General features: G+C 69.5%; 21 protein-coding genes. 3 read left to right on the top strand and 18 right to left on the bottom strand.

Annotated elements, in window-relative coordinates:
- Positions 1-164: 164 nt before the first annotated feature.
- The 5 genes from BUE42_RS14925 to BUE42_RS14905 form a co-directional block, all read right to left on the bottom strand.
- On the bottom strand, positions 165-2,039 hold the full coding sequence (locus tag BUE42_RS14925) for a potassium transporter Kup (protein WP_073465895.1): 1,875 nt from the start codon (positions 2,037-2,039) through the stop codon (positions 165-167).
- A gap of 154 nt (positions 2,040-2,193) precedes the next feature.
- Positions 2,194-3,489 (bottom strand): glutamate--cysteine ligase, encoded by a 1,296-nt coding sequence (gshA, locus tag BUE42_RS14920; protein WP_073465894.1) that lies wholly within the window; start codon positions 3,487-3,489, stop codon positions 2,194-2,196.
- A gap of 208 nt (positions 3,490-3,697) precedes the next feature.
- Positions 3,698-5,218, bottom strand: a complete 1,521-nt coding sequence (locus BUE42_RS14915; RefSeq protein ID WP_073465893.1) for an ammonium transporter — start codon at positions 5,216-5,218, stop codon at positions 3,698-3,700.
- Positions 5,219-5,240: 22 nt separating this feature from the next.
- On the bottom strand, positions 5,241-5,579 hold the full coding sequence (locus BUE42_RS14910) for a P-II family nitrogen regulator (RefSeq protein ID WP_047509787.1): 339 nt from the start codon (positions 5,577-5,579) through the stop codon (positions 5,241-5,243).
- A gap of 48 nt (positions 5,580-5,627) precedes the next feature.
- Positions 5,628-6,365: a TorF family putative porin gene (locus tag BUE42_RS14905; protein WP_073465892.1), complete on the bottom strand. Its 738-nt coding sequence runs from the start codon at positions 6,363-6,365 to the stop codon at positions 5,628-5,630.
- Between the two features lie 276 nt (positions 6,366-6,641).
- Here BUE42_RS14905 and BUE42_RS14900 point away from each other — a divergent pair, with 276 nt between their 5' ends.
- Positions 6,642-8,006 (top strand): HipA domain-containing protein, encoded by a 1,365-nt coding sequence (locus tag BUE42_RS14900; RefSeq protein ID WP_159445423.1) that lies wholly within the window; start codon positions 6,642-6,644, stop codon positions 8,004-8,006.
- Between the two features lie 4 nt (positions 8,007-8,010).
- Here BUE42_RS14900 and BUE42_RS14895 read toward each other — a convergent pair whose 3' ends face one another.
- Positions 8,011-9,693 (bottom strand): peptidase inhibitor family I36 protein, encoded by a 1,683-nt coding sequence (locus tag BUE42_RS14895; protein ID WP_083614154.1) that lies wholly within the window; start codon positions 9,691-9,693, stop codon positions 8,011-8,013.
- Here BUE42_RS14895 and BUE42_RS14890 point away from each other — a divergent pair.
- Positions 9,692-11,224 (top strand): YifB family Mg chelatase-like AAA ATPase, encoded by a 1,533-nt coding sequence (locus BUE42_RS14890; RefSeq protein ID WP_073465889.1) that lies wholly within the window; start codon positions 9,692-9,694, stop codon positions 11,222-11,224. The two genes, BUE42_RS14895 and BUE42_RS14890, sit on opposite strands and share 2 nt — an antisense overlap.
- Before the next feature lie 37 nt (positions 11,225-11,261).
- The gene (locus BUE42_RS14885) at positions 11,262-12,182 is read left to right on the top strand and encodes a DUF72 domain-containing protein (RefSeq protein WP_073465888.1); all 921 of its coding nucleotides are present in this window, start codon (positions 11,262-11,264) and stop codon (positions 12,180-12,182) included.
- On the opposite strand, the gene BUE42_RS14880 is transcribed toward BUE42_RS14885, so the two are convergent.
- The 12 genes from BUE42_RS14880 to BUE42_RS14825 form a co-directional block, all read right to left on the bottom strand.
- Positions 12,145-12,357, bottom strand: coding sequence for a hypothetical protein (locus tag BUE42_RS14880; RefSeq protein WP_073465887.1), 213 nt, complete (start codon positions 12,355-12,357; stop codon positions 12,145-12,147). The genes BUE42_RS14885 and BUE42_RS14880 overlap by 38 nt on opposite strands.
- Before the next feature lie 68 nt (positions 12,358-12,425).
- Positions 12,426-14,237: a protein-disulfide reductase DsbD gene (gene dsbD / locus BUE42_RS14875; RefSeq protein WP_073465886.1), complete on the bottom strand. Its 1,812-nt coding sequence runs from the start codon at positions 14,235-14,237 to the stop codon at positions 12,426-12,428.
- Between the two features lie 12 nt (positions 14,238-14,249).
- Positions 14,250-15,386 carry a DUF3570 domain-containing protein gene (locus BUE42_RS14870; protein ID WP_235002367.1) on the bottom strand — a complete coding sequence of 379 codons (1,137 nt, stop codon included), beginning with the start codon at positions 15,384-15,386 and terminating at the stop codon, positions 14,250-14,252.
- A complete protein-coding gene (locus BUE42_RS14865; RefSeq protein ID WP_073465885.1) occupies positions 15,373-15,597 on the bottom strand; it encodes a DUF4266 domain-containing protein in 225 nt (74 codons plus the stop codon). Before BUE42_RS14865 ends, BUE42_RS14870 begins: the two co-directional genes overlap by 14 nt.
- A 28-nt stretch (positions 15,598-15,625) precedes the next feature.
- Complete coding sequence (locus tag BUE42_RS14860) at positions 15,626-16,132, bottom strand: TlpA family protein disulfide reductase (RefSeq protein ID WP_073465884.1); 507 nt, start codon at positions 16,130-16,132, stop codon at positions 15,626-15,628.
- Positions 16,129-16,518, bottom strand: a complete 390-nt coding sequence (locus BUE42_RS14855) for a hypothetical protein (protein WP_073465883.1) — start codon at positions 16,516-16,518, stop codon at positions 16,129-16,131. The genes BUE42_RS14860 and BUE42_RS14855 overlap by 4 nt, the downstream gene beginning before the upstream one ends.
- On the bottom strand, positions 16,515-17,942 hold the full coding sequence (locus BUE42_RS14850) for a S8 family serine peptidase (RefSeq protein ID WP_073465882.1): 1,428 nt from the start codon (positions 17,940-17,942) through the stop codon (positions 16,515-16,517). The genes BUE42_RS14855 and BUE42_RS14850 overlap by 4 nt, the downstream gene beginning before the upstream one ends.
- Positions 17,939-18,493 (bottom strand): hypothetical protein, encoded by a 555-nt coding sequence (locus BUE42_RS14845; protein WP_073465881.1) that lies wholly within the window; start codon positions 18,491-18,493, stop codon positions 17,939-17,941. Before BUE42_RS14845 ends, BUE42_RS14850 begins: the two co-directional genes overlap by 4 nt.
- Positions 18,483-19,118 (bottom strand): sigma-70 family RNA polymerase sigma factor, encoded by a 636-nt coding sequence (locus tag BUE42_RS14840; RefSeq protein WP_073465880.1) that lies wholly within the window; start codon positions 19,116-19,118, stop codon positions 18,483-18,485. The genes BUE42_RS14845 and BUE42_RS14840 overlap by 11 nt, the downstream gene beginning before the upstream one ends.
- A 53-nt stretch (positions 19,119-19,171) precedes the next feature.
- A complete protein-coding gene (locus tag BUE42_RS14835) occupies positions 19,172-19,882 on the bottom strand; it encodes a TorF family putative porin (protein WP_073465879.1) in 711 nt (236 codons plus the stop codon).
- 4 nt (positions 19,883-19,886) lie between these two features.
- Positions 19,887-20,498, bottom strand: a complete 612-nt coding sequence (locus BUE42_RS14830) for a glycine zipper 2TM domain-containing protein (protein WP_073465878.1) — start codon at positions 20,496-20,498, stop codon at positions 19,887-19,889.
- 84 nt (positions 20,499-20,582) lie between these two features.
- Positions 20,583-22,055 carry a DUF1501 domain-containing protein gene (locus BUE42_RS14825; RefSeq protein WP_073465877.1) on the bottom strand — a complete coding sequence of 491 codons (1,473 nt, stop codon included), beginning with the start codon at positions 22,053-22,055 and terminating at the stop codon, positions 20,583-20,585.
- Positions 22,056-22,070 lie beyond the last annotated feature (15 nt).

The following is a 22,070-nucleotide window of genomic DNA, read 5'->3' as shown; positions in this document are numbered from 1 at the left end:
CCTCGCTCTTCGGCGCTCAATTGTTCGTAGGTTCTTGTCATGCAACGGCTCTCAGGGGGCTGGAGTGTTGCACTTCACCTTTGAAACCGCCGTTACTTTCATTTGGGCTCAAATGAAAGTGACTCGCCCGCCGGGGCGAAACCCGGCACTGCCCCGCAGTGGAATCAGATCTCCACCTTCGACCCGAGTTCGACCACTCGATTGGTAGGCAGCGACAGAAAATCCGCCGCCGCCGCCGCATTCCGGTGCATCCCCGCAAAGAGCTTCTCCCGCCAGTTCGCCATCCCGCTGCCGAAGGTCGGGATCACGATGTCGCGCGACAGGAAGTACGAGGTCTCCATGTCGTCCATCTGGCAGCCCCGCGTGCGCAGGAAGGCCAGCGCCTCCGGCACGTCCGGCTCGTTCTTGAAGCCGAAGTGCACCGTCACCTGCCAGCAGTCGCGCCCGAGCGGCTCCATCTCGCAGCGCTTCTCGAAGCCGATCCACGGCACCTCGTGCAGCTTCACCGTGACGAACAGGTTGGTCTCGTGCAGCACCTTGTTGTGCTTCAGGTTGTGCAGCAGCGCGTTCGGCGTCAGCCCCTGCTCGCTGACCAGGAACACCGCGGTGCCGGCCACCCGCGTCGGAGGGCTCACGAACACCGCGTCGAGAAAACTCTTCAGGTCGATCGCGTCCTCGCGCAGGCGCTCGGCCATCAGCCGGCGGCCCTGCTTCCAGGTCATCATGATCATGAACATCACGCCGCCGATCACCACCGGGAACCAGCCGCCGTCGAACACCTTGATGACGTTGGCGCTGAAGTACGTGAAGTCGACCAAAAAGAAGAAGCCGGTCGCCGCCACGCTCAACGACCACGGATAACGCCAGCCGTAGCGGATCACGAAGAAGGTCATCGTGGTCGTGATCAGCATGTCGATCGTCACCGCGATGCCGTAGGCCGCCGCCAGCTTGCTGCTCGAACCGAAGGTCACCACCGCCAGCACGATGCAGGCGTATAGCCCCCAGTTGACGAACGGCACGTAGACCTGGCCCGTCTCGCGCACCGAGGTGTGCAGGATGCGCAGCCGCGGCAGGTAGCCGAGCTGCATCGCCTGCTTCGTGACCGAGAACGCCGCGGTGATCAGCGCCTGCGACGCGATCACCGCCGCCGCCGTCGCCAGGCCGATCAGCGGGTACACCGCCCAGGGCGGCGCCATCTCGTAGAACGGATTCCTGACGTTCTCCGGATGCGCCAGCAGCATCGCGCCCTGGCCGAAATAGTTCAGCACCAGCGCCGGCATCGCGAGGCTGAACCACGCGAGGCGGATCGGCCGCTTGCCGAAGTGGCCCATGTCGGCATACAGCGCCTCGGCACCGGTCACGCACAGCACGATCGAGCCGAGCGCGATGAACGCGATGGCCGGGTGACCGAGCAGGAAGGACAGCGCATAGGTCGGGCTCAGCGCCGCCAGCACCGCCGGGTTGGTCGCGATCTGCGACAGCCCGAGCACCGCCAGCACCGCGAACCACAACACCATCACCGGCCCGAACAGCTTGCCCACCGTCGCGGTGCCGTGGCGCTGCACCAGGAACAGCAGCGTCAGCACGACCAGCGACAGCGGGACGATGTAGTGGTGCAGGCCGGGTGCGGCGACTTCGAGGCCCTCGATCGCACCCAGCACCGTGATGGCCGGCGTGATCACGCCGTCGCCGAAGAAGATCGCGGTGCCGAAGATGCCCACCATCAGCAGCCGCTTGCGCAGCACCGGCCGGTCCTTCACCGCCTGCGACGCCAGCGCGAGCATCGCGATCAACCCGCCTTCACCGTTGTTGTCGGCCCGCAGGATCAGCACCACGTACTTGATCGAGACCACCACCGTCAGCGTCCAGAACACCAGCGACAGCACGCCGTAGATGTTCTGCGGCGTCAACGGCACGTGGCCGTGGGCGAAGACTTCCTTGAGGGCGTAGAGGGGACTGGTGCCGATGTCGCCGTACACGACGCCGATGGCGCCCAGCGTCAGGGCGGCCAGGCTGGAGCTGGGACGATGCTGATTCACGATCCACCGCGCTCGCCGAAGGGGCACGGCTCAATCCAAAGGAGGGCCATTGTGCGCCTGCGGATACGCCCGGAAACAGGTCGGCCGGCCCCACCCCCAAGGCATTGGGGGTGCATGTTGCACTGCAGCAACGACGGGTGTATGAGGGGTCGGGCTACTCGTAGACCTCGGCGTCGGGATCGGTGGCCTCCAGCTCATAGCTGGCAGCCAGCATCGCCAAGCGAGCGATCACTCCGTACATGTAGAAGCGATTTGGCGCGCTGGCACCCGGCTTGACGCCCGGCTTCGGCAGCTGGTTCGACTCGGCGAAGGCCAGCGGCACGAAGCTCGCCCCGGGGGAATTGAGGTTCTCGTCGATGCCGCGCTCGGCATTGACGCGGTAGAAGCCGCCGACCACGTAGCGGTCGATCATGTAGACGACCGGCTCGGCGACCGCGTCGTTGACGCGCTCGTAGGTCGGCACGCCTTCCTGAAGGATGACCTCGCTGACCTCCTGGCCGTCCTTGATCACGCTCATCTTGTTGCGTGCCTTGCGGTTCAGGTCGACCAGGTCCTTCGGGTCGCGCACCGTCATGATGCCCATGCCGTAGGTGCCGGCGTCGGCCTTCACGATGATGAACGGCTTCTCCTGGATGCCGTATTCCTTGTACTTGCGGCGGATCTTGCCGAGCAGCGCCTCGGCGTTGCTCGCCAGGCATTCGGCGCCGGTGCCGTCGCTGAAGTTCACCTCGCCGCAGCGGGCGAACATCGGGTTGATCAGCCACGGGTCCATGCCCAGCAGCTTGGCGAACTTCTTGGCCACTTCTTCATAGGCCTGGAAGTGGTTGGTCTTGCGGCGCACCGCCCAGCCGGCGTGCAGCGGCGGCAGCAGGTACTGCTCGTGCAGGTTCTCGAGCACCTTCGGGATGCCGGCCGACAGGTCGTTGTTCAGCAGGATCGTGCAGGGGTCGAAATCCTTCAGCCCGAGGCGGCCGCGGGTGCGCAGCAGCGGCTCGACCGTCAGCGAGCTGCCGTCGGGCAGGTCGATCTGCGTCGGCGCCTTGATGGTGTCGTCCAGCGTGCCCAGGCGCACGTTCAGCCCGGCCTGGTGGAAGATCTGCATCAGGCGCGCCACGTTCATCAGGTAGAACGTGTTGCGGGTGTGCTTCTCGGGGATCAGCAGCAGGTTCTTGGCCTCGGGGCAGATCTTCTCGATCGCCGCCATCGCCGCCTGCACCGCCAGCGGCAGCATCTCGGGGGTCAGGTTGTTGAAGCCACCGGGGAACAGGTTGGTGTCGACCGGCGCCAGCTTGAAGCCGGCGTTGCGCACGTCCACCGAGGTGTAGAACGGCGGCGTGTGCTCCATCCATTCGAGGCGGAACCAGCGCTCGATGGCCGGCAGCGATTCGAGGATGCGCTGCTCCAGTTCGTTGATCGGGCCGGTGAGTGCGGTGATGAGATGGGGAACCATAAAAGCCCGTTGAACGCCTGGGGATCGCGGATTCTAGGCATCTGGGGTCGGCCGCGTCGATGGCAAGTGCGGTGGCCCCGGCCGGTGTGAGCCTTGTTTGAGGCTTGCATCACGGCCGACCCGCTCCGATCCGGAAAAAGAAAAGGCCGCCCGGATGCGGCCTTCCCAGTGTCCCGCGGGCCGCAGCCCGCGTCCCTCTTCTCGGAACTTACTGGTGATACGCGGTCTCGCCGTGGGCCGAGATGTCCAGGCCTTCGCGTTCCTCTTCCTCCGTCACGCGCAGGCCGACCACCAGGTCGACGATCTTGAACGCCACCACCGAGACCACGCCCGACCAGACGATGGTCACGAGCACGGCCTTCAGCTGGATCCACACCTGGGCACCGATGCCGTTGGAGGTGACCGTTGCCGTGACCCAGTCGCCGACCAGGCCGGGGCCGCCGAGCGCCTGCGTGTTGAACACACCCGTCAGCAGCGCGCCGACGATGCCGCCGACGCCGTGCACGCCGAACACGTCCAGCGAGTCGTCGGCACCGAGCAGCTTCTTCAGCGCGTTGACGCCCCACAGGCAGGCGAAACCGGCGATGAAGCCGATCACGATCGCGCCCATCAGGCCGACATTGCCGGCCGCCGGCGTGATCGCCACCAGGCCCGCCACCGCACCCGAGGCCGCACCCAGCATCGAGGCCTTGCCCCGCATCAGCGCTTCACCGATGCACCACGCGAGCACCGCGGCCGAGGTGGCCGTGAAGGTGTTCATGAAGGCGAGCACGGCGCTGTTGCCGGCTTCGAGCGCCGAACCGGCGTTGAAGCCGAACCAGCCCACCCACAGCAGCGAGGCACCGACCATCGTCAGCGTCAGCGAGTGCGGCGTGAAGGATTCCTTGCCGTAGCCGACGCGCTTGCCGACCATGTACGCACCGACCAGGCCGGCAACGGCCGCGTTGATGTGCACCACCGTGCCGCCCGCGAAGTCAAGCGCGCCCCATTGCCACAGCATGCCGGCCTTCGCGTTCATCTCGTCGACGACGCCTGCGGCGCTGTACGCATCCGGGCCCATCCAGAACCAGACCATGTGCGCGATCGGCGCGTAGCTGAAAGTGAACCACAGCGTCATGAACAGCAGCACGGCCGAGAACTTGATGCGCTCGGCGAAGGCGCCGACGATCAGGCAGCAGGTGATGCCGGCGAAGGTCGCCTGGAAGGCCGCGAACAGCAGCTCGGGAATGTAGACGCCCTTGCTGAAGGTCGCGCCCATCGCGAAGGCGCCGGTGGCCGGATCGAAGATGCCCTTCATGAACAGCCGGTCGAGGCCGCCGACGAACTTGTTGCCTTCGGTGAAGGCCAGGCTGTAGCCGTAGATGGTCCACAGCACGACGATCAGCGAGAAGGTGACCATCACCTGCATCAGCACCGACAGCATGTTCTTGCTGCGGACCAGGCCGCCGTAGAACAGCGCCAGGCCCGGCACCGTCATCATGATCACGAGCAGCGTCGCGACGATCATCCAGGCGACGTCGCCCTTGTTGGCGACCGGCGCGGCAGGTGCCGACGCGGCGGCTGCGGCGGACGCCGCAGCCGCCGGTGCGGAGGCGGCGTCAGCCGTGGCAGCGGGCGCCGCGGCCGAGGCCATGGCAGCGGGCGCGGAGGCCGCGTCCTGCGCCAGCGAGACGCCGGCGAAACCCCAGGCGGCGAGGCCCAGGGCGAGTGTGGCAATGAGTTTCTTCATGGTTGTCTCTTTTGTTGGCAGCTCAGAGGGCGTCCTTGCCGGTCTCGCCGGTGCGGATGCGCACCACCTGCTCGAGGGGCGACACGAAAATCTTGCCGTCGCCGATCTTGCCGGTGCGGGCAGCGCCTTCGATGGCTTCGATCACGCGGTCGATCAGGCCGTCGTCGACGGCCGCCTCGATCTTGACCTTGGGCAGGAAGTCGACCACGTACTCCGCGCCGCGGTACAGCTCGGTGTGGCCCTTCTGGCGGCCGAAGCCCTTGACCTCGGTCACGGTGATGCCCTGCACGCCGATGGCGCTCAAGGCTTCACGCACTTCGTCGAGCTTGAAGGGCTTGACGATGGCAGTCACCATCTTCATGGAATGCTCCTGTTGCAATGAATGGGTGGCGTCGCGCGGGAGGCGCGATCACATCGACTTGGTGATCGTCAGGATGGCGCGCGTCTTGTTGATGTCGCCATAGAAGTCCTTCTTGGTCGCACCGACGATCGCGGCACCGGCCGAGAAGCCCGAGCCGAGGTCCATCGTCGCGCCGAACTTGTAGTCGGCGTAGTTCTCGTAGCCGACGTCCTTCAGTTCGCTGGACAGCTGCGTGAAGCCCATGTGGGCATTCAGCGTGATGCCCTTGGCGACCTCGAAGTTGCCCGACAGGTCGAGGTAACCGGTGTTGCGGCCCTTGGGTACCGGCTGACCCGTCTGCTGGCCATAGAACTCGCCGAGGCCGAAATAGTCCTTCGAGACCGTGGTCGAGTACTTCACCGACACCGGGCCATAGCTCAGCGCGCCGTAGAGCTCGGTGGTGTTGTAGTCGGTGACCTTGTCCTTCTGCGAGTAGTAGTACTGCAGCACGCCGACATCGAAGCCGAGGTCCTTCGTGATCTCGCCCTTGTAGCCGCCGTAGAAGTCCATCTCGATGCCGGAATTCGTGAAGCCGATGCTCGAGTTCCAGTTGCCGACGTAGAAGCCGCTGTTCGCGTAGTCGAAGCCGCCTTGCACGGCCGGCTTGTTGCTGCCCTGGTCCTGGCCGCGGTACTTGTAGTTCGTGGTCAGGCTGAAGTTGGTGGCCACGGCCGGCGCGGCGTCTTCGGCATGAACCGACACGGCGAACAGCGAAGCCAGGGCCGAAAGGATCGCGATTTTCTTCATGCAGATTTCTCCAGGCGTTGAGACTGAGGTGCCGGGGCCTCAGTGCAGCTTTTGTGCCATGGATTTTTTGGGGCGCGCGCGCCCCATCGGCGCTCATTCCGCAGCTTTCAAATGGCTGTCTCGCCGAAAACGCACCTTGACGGTGCCGATTGACACAACACGCACCGGAGTGCCCGTTGGTGGTGCGATCGGCCATGGGGCATTGAGCAGCAGGGCCATTTTGATGCGTCGGTCATGCTTGATACAATTCAGCGAATTATTCACAGAGAATTCGAATTGAGCACGGCATCCCAACCATCCAGCTCCGAGTCCGCCCAGGAAATCGGACGCATCTTGCGGGGTGGAGTGCAGACCGCGGCGCAGCTGATGGCGGCTCTGGGGGTGAGTCAGCCAACCCTTTCGCGAACTATTCAGAGCCTGTCCAGCACCGTGACGGCGTTCCGCGTCTCCGGCGACAGGACTCCCCGGTATGCGCTGCTGCGCCAGCTGCCGCTGGGACTCCACTCACGGCAGCGCATCTACCGACTGCTGGCCAGCGGCTCGATGGAGCCCTTCGCCGACGTCGAATTCCTCTCCGGTGGCTCGACGCTCGAGCGCATCGGCTCGGTCACGAGGATGTACGAAGGCCTGCCGCCCTACATGGCCTTCGCAGCGCCGTCCGGCTTCCTGGGGCGCCAGTTGGCACACGACGCGGCGCGGGCGCAGCAGTTTCCGAGCAGTCTCAAGGACTGGGACGACGAACACCGCGTCGCCTGGCTCTTCACCCGCGGGCTGAATCTGCCCGGCAACCTGGTGTTCGGCGATGCCTCGTTGCAGATGGAAATCGACCTCCGCAGGCTGGACCCGACGCCGATGTCCGAGAAGGCCGCTCACTATGTGGCGATGGCCTCGGCGCTCAAGGGCGCCGCCTACGGTTCCAGCGCAGGCGGCGAGCAACCCAAGTTTCTCGGGATGACCGAAGGCTCGGGCCACGTCATCGTGAAGTTCGCCAGGCTCGGGAGTCGCATGGCCGAGTTGCTTCCGCTCGAGCATCTGGCGCTGCGGTCGCTGGCGGAGGTCGACGTCCCATCGTCCTCGACGCAGTTGCTGACCTCGGGCGACTACGTCTTCCTGGAGGTCCGGCGCTTCGATCGCGTGGGGAAGTCCGGCCGCATCGGCATGCTCTCGGCCGGTGCCGTCGACGACGAGTTCTTCGGGAGGCGAGACTCCTGGCCGGAGTTTGCGGCACGCTGCGAGAAGGCCAAGTACCTGTCCGCCGCGGATGCGCGCCGCGTCGACACCATGGCGGCTTTCAGCGAGCTCATCGGCAACAGCGATCGTCACTTCGAGAACATCTCGCTGCTCATCGACGAAAAGGGGGAGTACGCCGGCATCGCGCCGGCCTACGACATCCTTCCGATGCGCTACGCCTCCATCGGCGGCGGCGTGGACCCGGACCTCACGCCCATCGCACCCAAGGTCGGCACCATCGGCGCCCAGCCGGCCGTCTGGGCTCGGGCCGCGCAGGCCGCCGAGCGGTTCTGGACAGCCGTGCAGACGGAAACGCTCGCCGCGCAGATTCCCGAGGCGATGCGGCAACTGGCCGCCACGAACCTCGCCGTCGCCAGGGAATTCGTGGCACCCCTGCTGCCTGCTGGCTGACGCGTCAGTCGAACAGCGTGCTCTTCATCGCATCGCGCGAGACGCGGTGCCACACGTACATGCCGGTCTGCCGGTAGTGGTCGTGAAGCTCACCGGCGCACATCACGTAGCCCTGCAGCGGATCGCAGTGCGGCGCGCCGAACAGGTGCCCCGACTCGTGCACCGCGAGGATCTGCGTGCGGTTCATCGACATGTCGAACGAGAACTGCCCGCTCACCTGCACGCCCAGCCAGCCGCAGGCGACGCCCCCGACCATCTGCGGCGACATCGCGATCAGGTAGTCGAAGCCGTGGTTGTCGACGCTGGTGCGCACCGAGCCGCCGGTGGTCCAGTCGCGGGCCAGGCCCAGCACCTTGCCCCCGTAGGCGGCGGCTTGCTCGCACAGGCCCTGGCTGGTGTCCAGCGTCAGCCCCGGGAGGGCGTGGAAGTGCTGCGTCACGCCCATCATCTGGTCGAAGCCGCCCGGAAAGCTCTGGTAGCTGCCGGTGTTGCCGCCCGCCGTCGTCGGCGTGAACACTTCGCCCGGGCGCGTGAAGACCTCGCCGAGGAAGGTTTCCGGGGAGCGTGTGTAGTTCAGGCGCGTGAAATAGGCCTGGTCGTAGACGGTGCTCACCAGCACGTGGCTGCTCGCGCCGACGCTGAAGGCCGCGCCGGCGTAGCTGGTGTCCAGCGCCGAGGTGCTGCCGCTTTGCAGGCGCACGCCGTCGATGCGGTAGGCACCGCGCCCGACGGCGAAGTGCTTGGCGCGCGCGGTGTCGTCGATGAACGGCCCGGCATTGAACGACGCGGTGCGCGTTTCGCCCGCCGCCAGCTCGAGGGTGCCGAGCGGCACCGCGCTGAAATCGCTGAAGCGCGTGCTGGCCAGCGTCGGCGTCAGCTTCACGGTACCGGCGTTGCCGCTCAGGTTGCGCACCGTCAGCGACACCTTCAGCGCGTCGCCCTTGACCGGCGGCTGGCCCGCGGCGTTCGTGATGCTGACGGCGGTCACGTCCGCCTGGATCGTGCAATGGGGTTCGCAGGTCGCCGTGCCCTTGGCCACGACATAGGAGCTTGCAAGGTCGTTGAAATCGCGCGGCACCAGGTTCGGCTCATCGGCCGCCAGCACCAGGCGGCGACCCTGCGAGCCGGCGTGCTCGAACAGCTCGACCCGGTAGCCGGGCAGCACGCGCGCGGACGACGCGAAGTCGTTCCAGGCCGCCGGCAGCGAAGCCGTGCCTTCGGCCAGGCACAACGAGTTGCCGGCATAGGCGACGTGCTCGTACAGGCACACCGGCGCCGCGGCTGTCGGCACCGTCGGTGCGAGCACGCGGTACGACGACAGCGCATCGTTGAAGGCGCGGTTGACCAGGTTCGGCTCGTCCGCCGTCAGCGCCAGCGCGGCGCCGCCCTGCCCGATGTGCTCGTACAGCGTCACCGACCAACCGGCCGGCACCCGCACCGACGACACCCGGTCGTTCCAGCCGCCGGGTGTGGCCGCGGTGCCGGCCTCGGCACACCAGCTTGCCCCCTGGTAGTTCGCGTGCTCGCAGAAGCACACCGACGCCGCCTGAGAAGCTGCAACCTGCGGCTGGTGGATGTAAACGCAGGGTCGTTCAGGCTTGTCCAGAGGGACAGATGCCCCGTGTCGGTGGATCACCTCCCTGGGCAGAATCGCGCGCCTCTCACCTCCGAAGCAGGGAACGCGCATGACATTGGCCGTCGTCCACAGCCGGGCCCTCGATGGCCTGGCGGCACCCGAGGTCACCGTCGAGGTGCACCTGGCCAACGGCCTGCCGAACTTCACGCTGGTCGGGCTGGCCGACACCGAGGTCAAGGAAGCGCGCGAGCGGGTGCGCGCCGCGCTGCAGAACAGCGGCCTGGCCTTCCCGCACAACAAGCGCATCACGGTGAACCTGGCACCGGCCGACCTGCCGAAGGAGTCGGGCCGCTTCGATTTGCCGATCGCGCTCGGCATCATCGCGGCGCAAGGCGGGCTGGACCTGCAACGCCTCGCACGCTACGAATTCGCCGGCGAGTTGTCGCTCGCCGGGGACCTGCGGCCGGTGCGCGGCGCGCTGGCCATGGCGCTCGCGCTGCAGACGCAAGGCCCACCGGCCCGCGCGCTGGTGCTGCCGGCGGCGAGCGCCGAAGAGGCGGCATTGGTCGCGGGCATCGAGATCCACGGCGCGAAGCACCTGCTCGAGCTGGTCGAGGCGTTGCGGCCGGATGACCCCGACAACCCGACGCCGCGCGAGCCGCTGCCGCGCGCGCTGCCGCCGCGCATCGGCACGCCACCGACCTTGCCGGACATGAGGGACGTCAAGGGCCAGAGCGGTGCCAAGCGCGCACTCGAGATCGCCGCGATCGGCGGCCACAGCCTGCTGATGATCGGCCCGCCCGGCACCGGCAAGTCGATGCTGGCGCAGCGCTTCGCCGGGCTGCTGCCCCCGCTGACCGCGCAGGAGGCGCTCGAATCGGCCGCGGTGCTCAGCATCAGCGGCGGCTTCCGCGCCGAGCACTGGCAGCAGCGCGTGATGCGCAGCCCGCACCACGGTGCGTCGGCGGTGGCGCTGGTGGGCGGCGGGTCGCCGCCGCGGCCGGGCGAGATCTCGCTCGCGCACCACGGCGTGCTGTTCCTCGACGAGTTGCCCGAGTTCCCGCGCGCCGCGCTCGAAGCCTTGCGCGAGCCGATGGAAACCGGCCGCATCACGATCTCGCGCGCAGCGCGGCAGGCCGACTTCCCGGCGCGCTTCCAGCTGATCGCCGCGATGAACCCGTGCCCCTGCGGCCACCTCGGCAACCCGCAGCGCGCGTGCCGCTGCTCGCCTGATCTCGTGCTGCGCTACCAGGCCCGCATCAGCGGCCCGCTGCTCGACCGCATCGACCTGCAGGTCGAGGTGCCAGCGCTGCCGGCCGAGGCAATGGCCGCGGCCCCCGATGGCGAGGCAAGTGCGCCGATCGCGCGGCGCGTCGAGGTGGCGCAGCAGCGTGCACTGGCACGCCAGGGCTGTCGCAATGCGCAGCTGGCCGGGGATGCGCTCGACCTGCATTGCGCGCTCGACACCGCCGGTGCGGCCTTCCTGCGTTCGGTGTCCACCAAGCTGGGCTGGTCGGCGCGCAGCTTCCACCGCGTGCTGCGGATGGCGCGCAGCATCGCCGACCTGGCGGGCCGTCCCGCCATCGCGACGGCCGACCTGGCCGAGGCCATCCAGTACCGGCGCGCGCTGGCGCCCGGCTGAGCCCCCATCGCAGGCACGCGGCTTGCCGCTCCGTTGCATGGCCACCGGCATCGTTCGAATCGGCATCTCGGGCTGGCGCTACGCGCCCTGGCGCGGCGTCTTCTACCCGCCGAAACTGCCGCAGCGGCAGGAGCTGTCCTTCGCGTCGCGCATGCTGCCGAGCATCGAGATCAACGGTTCGTTCTATTCGCTGCAGCGGCCTTCGTCCTACGAGGCCTGGCACGACGACACGCCCGGCGATTTCGTGTTCTCGGTCAAGGGCCCGAAGTACATCACCCACCTGCGAAAACTGAAGGACGTGCGCACGCCGCTGGCCAACTTCTTCGCCTCCGGCGTGCTGGCGTTGCGCACGAAGCTCGGGCCGGTGCTGTGGCAGTTCCCGCCACAGCTGGCCTTCGACGCGGAGCGCTTCGACACCTTCTTCGCGATGCTGCCGCACGACACCGACGCCGCGCGCGCGCTGGCCCGCGAGCATGACGACCGCCTCGACGACCGCAGCTGGCTGAAGGCCGGCCCGGCGCGGCGCCTGCGGCATGCGGTGGAGATCCGGCACGACAGCTTCGTCGACCCGGCCTTCATCGCGCTGCTGCGCCGCCACCACATCGCGCTGGTCGTCGCCGACACCGCGCAACGTTGGCCGCTGCTCGAGGACCTGAGCGGTGACTTCGTCTACCTGCGGCTGCATGGCGACAAGGAGCTGTACGCCAGCGGCTATGGCGATGCCGCGCTCGACCACTGGGCGCAGCGCATCGAGGCGTGGCGACACGGTCGGCAGGTGCCGGATGCGCGGCTCGCGTCGCCGCGTGCGGCACCCCGGCGCGCAAAGCGCGACGTGTTCTGCTACTTCGACAATGACGTGAAGGTGCACGCGCCGTACGACGCAGCCCACCTGGCCGCGCGGCTCGGCCTGCCGACGGGGCTCAGCTCATCCGCGCCGGCGGCAGCACCGGCATCCTGAACAGCCTCCCGTCGGGCAGCACGACGTAGTGGCAGGTGCTGCCCGGCCTCTCGGTGACGGTCATCGACGCGCTGCGCCACGAGCGCATGTCCTTGGGGTGGGGATCGTGCAGGTCACGCAGCGTGAGGGCGGCGTGGGCCGGCGCGGAATTCGGAGCGGCTTGATGTGTGTTCATGTGTTCATTTTGTTGAGCACATGCAAGAACACGGCATCACCGGCGAACCGGCGTGCAGCGGCGCGAAGTCAGCGCCGCTGGTCGAGGTGCTCTCGGAAGCTCGCCGCATCCAGGAAGCCCACCACGCGCGCGTCGCTGCGCTCCTCGCCGCCCGGCGGGAAGAACAGCAGCGCCGGCGGCCCGAACAGGCCGTACTTGCGCATCAGGGCCTTGTCCTGCGCGTTGTTGGCCGTCACGTCGACGCGCAGCAGCGTCATGCCGGCCAGCCGCTCGCGCACCGCGGCATCGGTGAAGGTCAGCGACTCGAACTCCTTGCAGGCGACGCACCAGTCGGCGTACAGGTCGACCATCACCGGCTTGGTCGACGCACGCACCGCGGCATCGAGTGCCGTGAGGTCGGCCACCGGCTGGAACGGCAGCGCGGTCTCGCGCGTGGCGCCTGGCTGGCCCGAGCCGGCGAGGTGCTGCAAGGGCTGCAGCAGGTCGCGCCCGCCCGATGCGATGCCGGCCAGTTGCAGCACCGCGAGCACCGCCAGCAGCAGCCCGACGCCGCGCGTCGCCGCGCGCCCCGGCGACATGCTGCCGCCATCGAACGCGCCGAGGTACACCGCGCTTGCCAGCAGCAGCGCGGCCGCGCCGAGCATCAGCCCCCACGATGGCAGCACCGGCGACACCATCCACAGCGCCACCGCCAGCAGCATCACGCCGAAGAAGTGCTTCACGCGGTCCATCCACCCGCCGGCGCGCGGCAGCAGCGATCCGGCCGACACGCCGACCAGCAGCAGCGGCACGCTCATGCCGGCGGCGAGCGAGAACAGCGCGATGCCGCCCAGCCACACGTCGTGCGTGCGGCTGATGTAGACCAGCGCACCGGCCAGCGGCGCCGCGACGCAAGGGCCGACGATCAGCGCCGACAGGCCGCCCATCACGAACACGCCGAGGTAGCGCCCGCCCTGCAGCCGGCCCGACACCTCGCTCAGCTTGCTCTGCAGCGCATTCGGCAACTGCAGCTCGTAGACGCCGAACATCGACAGCGACAACCCGGCCAGCAGCAGCGCGAACGCGCCCAGCACCCAGGCGTTCTGCAGCGCGGCCGCGAGCCCTTCGCCGAGCAGGCCGGCCGTCATGCCGAACGCGGTGTAGACGAGCGCCATGCCGAGCGCATAGGCCGACGCCAGCGAGAAGCCGCGCCAGCGCGACACCGTGCCGCGCTGGCCGACGATGATCGACGACAGGATCGGCAGCATCGGCAGCACGCAGGGCGTGAACGACAACAGCACGCCGGCCAGCAGGAACACGCCGGCGACCGTCAGCAGGCTGCGCGATTGCAGCGCGCTCGCGAAGCGGCCGGTCTCGGGGGCAGCGGGCGCAGTCGTGGCCGGCACGGCCACGGAGGCCATCGGCGCTGTGGCGCTGTCCGCATCGGCCACCGCCGCGACGGTCCATCCACCGGCTCGCGGCTTCAGGTCGAACGCATGCGTCGCCGGCGGGTAGCACAGGCCCTTCTCGGCACAGCCCTGGTGGCCCACGGTGAGACGGAACGGCGGCGCATCGGCGGCGATGGGCAGCACCATCGTGAGCTCGTCGTGGAAGTACTCGACCTCCTTCTGGAAGGTCTCGTCGAACTTGGTCTTGCCGCGCGGGATCGCCACGGCCGCGCCCGCCGCCGCGGCCGGCGCGGCCTGCACGCTCAGGCGTTCGCGGTACAGGTAGTAGCCCGGTGCGATCGCGAAGTGCATCGCGACGTGCTGCGCGTCCTGCGCCTGCACGGTCAACCGGAACGCGGCTTCCGGGTCGAGGAAATCGTCGGCCGCAGCGGCGGCCGGCAGAGGCAGCAGTGCCGCCATCAGCCACAGCGCCCGCAACATCAGGTTCTTCATCGATGCTCTCCGTCAGAATTGGCGGCTCACACCCAGCTGCACCGAGCGTGCCCGGAACGGCTCGAGGTTCGGCGACCCGTCGCCACCGGCGCGCCAGCTGCCGCGCTGCTCGTAGGCCTCGACCTTCGCGTCGACCGACCACAGCGCGTCGAGCTTGTACTCGGCCTTCAGCCCCAGCGTGAACGCGCCGAACGCCGACAGCCGCTGGTCGCCCGAGTTCAGCTGCCCCGGTGACAGCGCCGGGTAGACCGGCGCGCCGTTCGCATCGACCTGCGCCCTGGCGTAGAAGTCCGCCGCGCCCTGCGTGTAGTAGCGCAGCAGCGGCGTCAGCGCGAACTGCCCGCCGAACGGCTGCACCCACTCGGCCTGCAGCGTGTGGGCGCGCACGCCGTAGCTGTCGCGGTACGCCCGCCAGCTGCTGCGCAGCGTCGCGCCGAGGTCGGCGAGGTGGTGGTTCCAGCGCGCCAGCAGCGAAGCCTGGCGCCGCCGGTCGGGGCGGAAGTCGAGGTCCTTGTACGGATCGTCGAAGTAGCCGTGGCCGAGGCTGTGGCTCAGGTCGAGCTGCACCAGGTCGACCGGCGACACCGCCTGCGTGACGCCGACGATCACATCGGTGCCGCTGCGCGTGCGGCGGTCGATGCCGACATTGCCGCCGTCGGTCGGGTGGATGCGGTCGCGGTTGCCGCCGATGCCGGCATGCCAGGTGGTGTTGTTGTCGTCGCTCGACCAGCTGCCGTTGAACGACAGCGCGTCGGAGTCGTAGTCGTGCTCGCGCGAGACGCTCGCGCCGATGGAATAGGTCGCACGATCCAGGTAACGCGTGACCCGCACATCGCCGGCGCGCCGCGTCTCGTGCATCGTCGATGCGCTGGAGACTGCGCTCTGCCAGCGCGGCGTCGCGCCCGACAGCGAGTCCAGCACCGCGGTGCCCTCGACCGACCAGCCGGGATTGATCGGTGCCAGCAGGTAGAACGACGGCGAGTCGACGGTGATGCGGTGCAGCCCGGGCTGCGAGTCCTCGTAGTGCAGGTGCTTGATCGCGACCAGGCCGTGCTCCGGCGCGCCCTGCGCCTGCACGCTGCCGGCCCACACGCCGGGCAGCGCGAGCGCCGCCAGCACCAGCGCGCCGCGTGCGTCAGTTGCAGCCACAGCCGCCTCCGCCGACGCCGTAGCCGCCAGAGGCCGCTTCCTTGCTCGCATAGATGTGCTGCGCATAGCGCTCACCGAGCGCATCGCCGCCCATCGTCATCTCGGGGCGAGCCAGCTGGCCCTTCTCCCACGGCTGGGGCGGCGCCCAGGCGGAACATCCGCCGAGCACGGCCAGGCACAGGCAGCCCGCTGCCCGAAGCATCGATCGCATCGAAGATCCTTGAATTGAAAAGAGAGAACTACGGTGTCGCGAGCGCCGCCGCCAGCCTGGTTTCCAGCGCCTGCCGCTCGTCCTCGCGGAAGCCCTGGTGCACCATCAGCACCTCGCCGTTGCGCCCGATCAGCACCGAGGTCGGCATGCCCTTCACGCCGAAGCGCTTGGCCGAGGCACCCGCCGCATCGAACGCAAGGCCGAAGCGCGCCGGCACCTGCGCGAGGAACGCGTCGGCATCGGCCCGCTTCGCATCGAGGTTGATCGCGACCACCTGCAGGCCCTTGGCGCCGTACTTCGCCTGCATCTCGTTCATCCACGGGAACGACTGCCGGCACGGCCCGCACCACGAGGCCCAGAAGTCGACGTAGACGAGCTTGCCCTTCAGCGCCGACAGCCGCGGCGCCGCATCGACGGCGGCCGGCAGCTCGACGTCGGGCGCCGGCTGGCCGGCCTCGACCGCGAAGGCCACCGGCAGCACACCGATCCCGGCCGCCGCGAGCAGCGCGGCGGCCAGCGTGCGCTGCCAGCTCATGAGCAGCTGGCCGTGACGACGTGGTCGTGCTGGGCGCCGAGCGTCGAGGTCACGGACACCGCCTGCCCGGCCTTCAGCAACTGCAGCTGCGCCGGCGTGAAGGTCACGCTGTGGGCGTGCGACGCCGTGCCGGTGATGTTGTAGGTCTTGTCGGTGGTCGAGTCGAGGTCGGCGGTCGCGATGGCCAGCACGTGGCCATGGTTGCCGGCGATCTGCCCGCCGGACGAACCGCAGCTCTGCGGGCCCGGACCGGGCGGCGGGGCGGGGGCCGGCCCCGGAGCGGGCGCCGGGCTGTAGTCGCTGCCACCGCCACCGCAGGCCTGCAGGAACAGCAGCACCGTGCTGCCGGCGGCAGCCCCCAGGAATCCCTTGCGTGTCATCGTCATTGCATCGCTCCTCTTGGTCTTTCATCGACCGGTTCGACAGGCGGGCCCGTCGGCCCGCGGCGGGAAGCGCACGGTCCGCGACCGTCCTGCTCCTGTCGGTGTGTGCGGGTGGGAGCGAAAAGAGTTGCAAGCGCTTCGCACGCATTGATCGACGCGCCGCTGCGGCCACGTTCGAGCGCGCTGCGCACCGCGGCGGCGTCCTGCGACGGCGCGGCCTCGAGCAGCAGCGCCGCGACCGCGCTCGCGTGCGCGGCGGCCAGCGACGACCCGGAGCTGTAGTCGTAGCGGCCGCCGGGCTCGAGCGTCAGGATGTCGCGGCCCGGCGCGCGCAGCACCGCGTCGGGGGTACCGTCCTTCGCACGGTCCGTCGTGCTGTCTGTCGTGCTGTCGACCGCGATCACGCCGGCGATGCCGGTCGGGAAGCCATGCGGCCGGCCGTCCGGCGGCATCGCGCCGATCACGATGCGCCCGCGGCCGAGTGCGTTGCCGACCAGCCGCGTGAGCAGCGGATCATCGGGCCCGCCCAGGCTCAGGTTGATGATGCGGGCGCCGTCGTCGATGCTCGCGCCCAGCGCCTGCGCCAGCGTGAACGAGTTGCAGCGCGCCCCGCCGCCGTCGGCAGCGCTGCGCTGCCAGCACGCCTTGTAGACTGACAGCATCGCCTGCGGCGCGATGCCGACGATGCCCTGCCGGTTGTTCGCGACCGCGGCGATCACGCCGGCCACCTCGGTGCCGTGGCGGTCGGCATCGAACTGCGCCGCGTTGCCGTCGACGAAATCGCGCGTCGCGGCGATGCGGCCCTGCAGGTCGGGGTGCGTGGTGTCGACGCCGGTATCGATCAGCGCGATGCGCACGCCCTGGCCGCGCGCGAGCTGGTGGGCGTCGACGGCGTCGAGTTCGGCGAAGCCGCGCTGCAGGTCGACGTACGGGTCGTTGTAGGCCGCGACGGACGCAGGCGACGCGGGCAACGCGCGCGCGGCCTCCGGCGCCGCCAGCGTGTCGAAGTCCTGCAGCGGCTGCGCCAGCTCGACGCGCGGATCGCGCGCCAGCGCGGCCAGCACCTGGTCACGCTCGGCACCCGGCGCGATCTCCAGCACGACGCAGTGCACATGCAGCGCGCTGATCGGCCACGCGGCGATCTCGCGCAGGCCGTGCTCGCGTTCGATCGCCTCGAGCACCGACCGCGCCTCGCTGCCGGCACCGTAGCGCTGGCTCGCGTTGTAGGAGGCCAGCGTCGAGCCGGCCTGCGTCACGACGCGCTCGCGCGGGTTCGCGACCGCGACCACGATCAGCCGTTGCGGATGCTCGCGCAGCAACTCGGCATCGGCGGCGTCGCGCGGCAGCGCCGCCGACGGCGCGGCACAGCCGGACAACAGCACCAGGCCCGCCGCTGCCGCGAAGGCCGCGGCCAGCGCGCGGATCATCGTGGGCCGCCGACCGGCTCGACCAGCCGCATGCCGGGCGCCGCGCGCAGCGCCGCCACCTTGGCAGCCACCTGCTGCGCACTCGCAACGCGCGCCTGCAATGCAAGCCCATAGGCGCCGGCCGCGTTCGGCCCGCTGACGATCTGCAGCTCGAGCCCGCGCAGCAAGGCCTGCAGCTCATCGGCGCGCAGCGTCGGCGCCGGCGCGATGCGCAGCGCCACGGTGGCCGGCTCGCCCGCCGGGGCCGACAGCGTCTGGTAGGCCGGTGCCGCGTCGCGCCACAGCAGTCCGGCGCCGAGCACCGACAGCCCGATCGCCTCGACGACGACCGCGGCGACGAGCCACTGCACCAGCGGTCCGCCGCTGCGGCGACGCCCACGGCGCTCTGCCGGCGCGGACTCCGCTTCAGATTCGGTCTCGTCGATGCGCCGCATCAACCGCTTCAGCCCCGCGTCGGCATCGGTGAGCGGCGGCTGCGGCTCGGCCATCGCCTGGCGCAGTGCACGCTGCCAGGCCAGGTCGGTGGAGCCATCATCGGCGTCATGCTTCATCGTCGTACTCCTTGCGTCCCGCGGGGCGCCCCTTCGACAGGCCGGCCAGCATCGGCAGCACCTGGCGCAGCTTGACGCGGGCGTGGAACATGCGCGCCTTCACGGTGCTGAGCTCGCAGTCCATGATCTGCGCCACTTCCTCGAGCGAATGGCCGGCACCGTAGGCCAGCTCCATCGTCGCGCGCTGCTCGGCGTTGAGCCGGCGCATGCCCTTGGCGACCCAGTCGGCCAGCTCGTGGCGGGCGTGGGGGTCGTCGAGGGCATGCAACTGGTGGGCCGATTCATCGGCCGGCGCCTCGGCCGGCTCCTTGCCATGCTCGCGCAGCGTCTTCAGCGCGCTGCGCCACGCGATGCCGAGGATCCAGGTCGACACGCGCGACTCGCCGCGGAACTCGCCGGCCTTCTGCCAGACGATCCAGAAGGTGTCGTTGATCACCTCCTCGACCACGTCGGCGCGGCGCGTCAGCCGGGCCAGGAAGCGGTCGAGGCGGCGGTGGTAGGCCCGGTACAGCGCCTCCAGCGCCGCGCGCTCGCCGTCGGCGATGCGGCGCAGCAGCACGGCCTCGTCCGCATCGTCGAGGCGGGCGGGGGCGGGGCGGGCGCGGATCAGCGAAAGCAGCGGCATGTCGGTGTGTACGCGCGAGCGCCGCGAAAGTTGCAACTATTTTTCGGTGCCGATCAGAAACCGAGCGCGAGGCTGCCGACCCAGCGGGCGTCGGCCGCCGCGCCGAACCACTCGCGCGCCCGGTGGTCGCTCGCCACCCGCGACAGTTCGACCTGGACCTTGCTGCCGATGCGCCCGCTCAGGCCGACATGCCCGTAGTCGTAGCTGAAGCCGGCGCGGCGCTGCTGGTCCTGGTGGCCGAGCCCGGCCGTCAGCGCGAAAGAGACGCCGCCCGCCCTGCCGAGCGGCTCGCGCAGTACCAGGTCGGCGGCCCAGCCGCTGCGGTGGCCGTTCGGCGACGCGGTGGTCTGGCGCAGCGCGGTGACCGAGCCGAACACGCGGTCGCGCCATGCGAGCGTGGCACCGAACTCGTCGCGGTCGAAGCTGCGCAGGTAGTCGTCGAACGGGTAGGCGTAGTGCGTCGCCGCGAGCTGGGCGCTCCAGTCGTCGTCGAGGCGGAACGCATAGCCGGCGCGGGCGTACAGCTGGGTCGTCCAGCCCTGGTCGGTGGAGGGCCGCAGCGTGGCGATCCCGACGCCCGCCAGCCAGCCGTCGGTGGTGTCGACCGCCACGCCGGCCTGCAGCGCCGGCTTGGCATTGCCGAGCGCGATGCCGCGCACCAGCAGCGCCGAACTGGCGCCCAGCGTGTAGTCGACCTCCTGGGCCCAGGCACCGGACAGGGCCAGTGCCGCTGCGGCCGTCGCGACGGCGCGCAGCAGGGACATCACGTCAAGCCTTCGGCAGCGGGATCGCCTTCAGCGTGCTGCCTTCGACCTCGAAACGGCCGCCGACCGCGGGAGCGGTCTGTTGCGTGACGGTGCGAATCGTGCCGTCGTCCATGCGCAGGCGCACCTGGTAGACGGTGGTGCTGCGGGCGCGCTTCTCGACCTCGTGGCCGGCAAAGCCGCCGCCGACGGCGCCGAGCACCGTCATCGCCTTCTTGCCGTTGCCGCCGCCCATCTGGTGGCCGACGACGCCGCCGAGCACGCCGCCGGCGACCGCGCCGAGGCCGGTGCCTTCACCCTTGCGGGTTTCGGTCTTCACGCTCTCGACGGTGCCGCAGGTCGCGCAGATGTCGGCGGCCGCGGTGGTGGTGGCGGCTGGGGCTGGCTTGGCGGCGTGCGCTGTCTTGCCCTTGGCGGGGGCCACCGCCGCGACCGGTGCGGCCGGCTCGACCGGGGCCGGCTTCGGCGCGGAAGTCAGTGCAGCGGCGAGCGCGCCGGCGCCGACCACGCCCAGGCCGCCGGCGACCCACCAGGCGGTGCGGCGCGGTGCGGCCGCGGCGGCCCCCGGCGTGGCCGAGGGATCGAGGGCGAGGCTGCTGGAGGTGGTGTTGTCCATGGGGAATCCTGGTTCAAGAAAAAGAAGTCGTCGGAAAGGCGGTCGGGACCGCCGCGGGGCGCCCGAGCGTGGCAGGCGTGATCATCAACCCAGGAAGCCCAGATTTCGTTTCGAAAAGTTGCCGAGGTTCGGAAAAACCATGTCGAGGTTGGCATCGCTGACGCCGAACCACTTGCCCAGCGTCGCGCCGACCTGGTCGACCGCGATGCCCGGCAGCAGGCTGCCCGAGCCCACTTCGTCGTCGTGGTTGATGCCGACCTGCGGGAAGCGGCCGTAGAGTTCGCCGCCCTTGACCGCGCCGCCATGCACGAAGTGGTGGCCGCCCCAGCCGTGGTCGGTGCCGTCGCCGTTGCTGGTGAAGGTGCGGCCGAAGTCCGATGCGGTGAACAGCGTCACCTGGTCGCGCACGCCCAGCGTGCCGAGCGTCGCGTCGAAGTAGTTGATCGCGTGCGAGATCCGCGCGTACAGGTCGGCATGCGCCCGGTTCTGGTTGTCGTGCGTGTCGAAGCCGCCGATGCTGACGAAGAACACCTGCCGCTTGGTGCCGAGCGCGGTGCGCGCGCCGATGATGCGCGCCACCGTCTGCAGCTGCTGCGCGAGGCCGTTGTTGGCGTTCGCCCGCTGCGCCGGGTTGAAGTACTGGGTCGGCGCGGTGACGGTCGACGCGGTGAAGGCGCTCTGGAACGCGGCCTGCGCGTCCATCGAGCGGCGCACGATCACCTGGTGCTCCTTGCCGAGCAGGTTCTGGTTGTCGGCGGTGATGATCGACTTGAAGGCGGTGGTCGCCGCGGTCGAGCCGAACAGCGAGCCGGTCAGGCCGCCGATCGCGGTCGCGCCGTTGTTCGTCACCTGGTACTGGAACACCGAGTTGCCGGCCATGTAGACCGCATTGCCCTGCACCGAGATGTTGGTGAAGGTCGAGGTGCTGTTGTTGCCGGCCAGCAGGTCGCCGAAGCGGCCGCCCCAGCCGACGCGGGCGCCTTCCGGGCCGAGCGCCTGCCACATCGACTGCTGGTCGTTGTGCGAGAACAGCTTGGCCGGGCGCGTCTTCGTGCCCTTCTGGTAGTCGGCCTTGGTCAGCGGCGTCACCAGCGGCCCGGCGTTGGCGATGATGCCCAGCCGGCCTTGGTCGAACAGCGCCTTCGTGTCGGTCATGCTCGGGTGCAGCGCGAACTTGCGCGCCGCGTTCTCCGGGTTCGCGAGGTTCTTCGGCGCGATCGACAGCACGCCGCCGAGCGCTGCCGGCGAGCCGGCCGCGCCGGTCGCGTCGGCCACGGTGCCGACCGGCTTCAGCGCGATCGGGTCCGGCGCGGTCGCGCGCAGCGTGCTGTAGGTCTGCCACGACGCGTCGTCCCACGGCAGCACCATGTTGGCGGAGTCGTTGCCGCCGTACATGAACAGGCAGACGATGGCCTTGTAGTCGCTCGCGGTCTGCGCGACGGCCGCGCCCATCGTGGCCATGTTCAGCGCGAAGGGCAGGCCGGCCGAACCGACGGAGCCCGACAGGATCGTCGCGCGGCGCAGGAATTCGCGGCGGGAGGCTTGGTTGTTGGACATGTCGCTGTTCCTCAC

Origin of the sequence: Rhizobacter sp. OV335, from assembly GCF_900142965.1 — a bacterium.
Lineage (GTDB): Bacteria > Pseudomonadota > Gammaproteobacteria > Burkholderiales > Burkholderiaceae_C > Rhizobacter.
Note: the sequence above shows the minus strand (reverse complement) of the source record. Positions and strands in the feature narration are given on the sequence as shown.

What these genes read in the sequence shown, in the direction of transcription:
- gshA (WP_073465894.1), bottom strand. Translation starts at nt 3,489, where the DNA reads ATGGTTCCCCATCTCATCACCGCACTCACCGGCCCGATCAACGAACTG.
- BUE42_RS14915 (WP_073465893.1), bottom strand. Translation starts at nt 5,218, where the DNA reads ATGAAGAAACTCATTGCCACACTCGCCCTGGGCCTCGCCGCCTGGGGT.
- BUE42_RS14910 (WP_047509787.1), bottom strand. Translation starts at nt 5,579, where the DNA reads ATGAAGATGGTGACTGCCATCGTCAAGCCCTTCAAGCTCGACGAAGTG.
- BUE42_RS14905 (WP_073465892.1), bottom strand. Translation starts at nt 6,365, where the DNA reads ATGAAGAAAATCGCGATCCTTTCGGCCCTGGCTTCGCTGTTCGCCGTG.
- BUE42_RS14890 (WP_073465889.1), top strand. Translation starts at nt 9,692, where the DNA reads ATGACATTGGCCGTCGTCCACAGCCGGGCCCTCGATGGCCTGGCGGCA.
- BUE42_RS14895 (WP_083614154.1), bottom strand. Translation starts at nt 9,693, where the DNA reads ATGCGCGTTCCCTGCTTCGGAGGTGAGAGGCGCGCGATTCTGCCCAGG.
- BUE42_RS14885 (WP_073465888.1), top strand. Translation starts at nt 11,262, where the DNA reads ATGGCCACCGGCATCGTTCGAATCGGCATCTCGGGCTGGCGCTACGCG.
- BUE42_RS14880 (WP_073465887.1), bottom strand. Translation starts at nt 12,357, where the DNA reads ATGAACACACATCAAGCCGCTCCGAATTCCGCGCCGGCCCACGCCGCC.
- dsbD (WP_073465886.1), bottom strand. Translation starts at nt 14,237, where the DNA reads ATGAAGAACCTGATGTTGCGGGCGCTGTGGCTGATGGCGGCACTGCTG.
- BUE42_RS14865 (WP_073465885.1), bottom strand. Translation starts at nt 15,597, where the DNA reads ATGCGATCGATGCTTCGGGCAGCGGGCTGCCTGTGCCTGGCCGTGCTC.
- BUE42_RS14860 (WP_073465884.1), bottom strand. Translation starts at nt 16,132, where the DNA reads ATGAGCTGGCAGCGCACGCTGGCCGCCGCGCTGCTCGCGGCGGCCGGG.
- BUE42_RS14855 (WP_073465883.1), bottom strand. Translation starts at nt 16,518, where the DNA reads ATGACGATGACACGCAAGGGATTCCTGGGGGCTGCCGCCGGCAGCACG.
- BUE42_RS14850 (WP_073465882.1), bottom strand. Translation starts at nt 17,942, where the DNA reads ATGATCCGCGCGCTGGCCGCGGCCTTCGCGGCAGCGGCGGGCCTGGTG.
- BUE42_RS14845 (WP_073465881.1), bottom strand. Translation starts at nt 18,493, where the DNA reads ATGAAGCATGACGCCGATGATGGCTCCACCGACCTGGCCTGGCAGCGT.
- BUE42_RS14840 (WP_073465880.1), bottom strand. Translation starts at nt 19,118, where the DNA reads ATGCCGCTGCTTTCGCTGATCCGCGCCCGCCCCGCCCCCGCCCGCCTC.
- BUE42_RS14835 (WP_073465879.1), bottom strand. Translation starts at nt 19,882, where the DNA reads ATGTCCCTGCTGCGCGCCGTCGCGACGGCCGCAGCGGCACTGGCCCTG.
- BUE42_RS14830 (WP_073465878.1), bottom strand. Translation starts at nt 20,498, where the DNA reads ATGGACAACACCACCTCCAGCAGCCTCGCCCTCGATCCCTCGGCCACG.
- BUE42_RS14825 (WP_073465877.1), bottom strand. Translation starts at nt 22,055, where the DNA reads ATGTCCAACAACCAAGCCTCCCGCCGCGAATTCCTGCGCCGCGCGACG.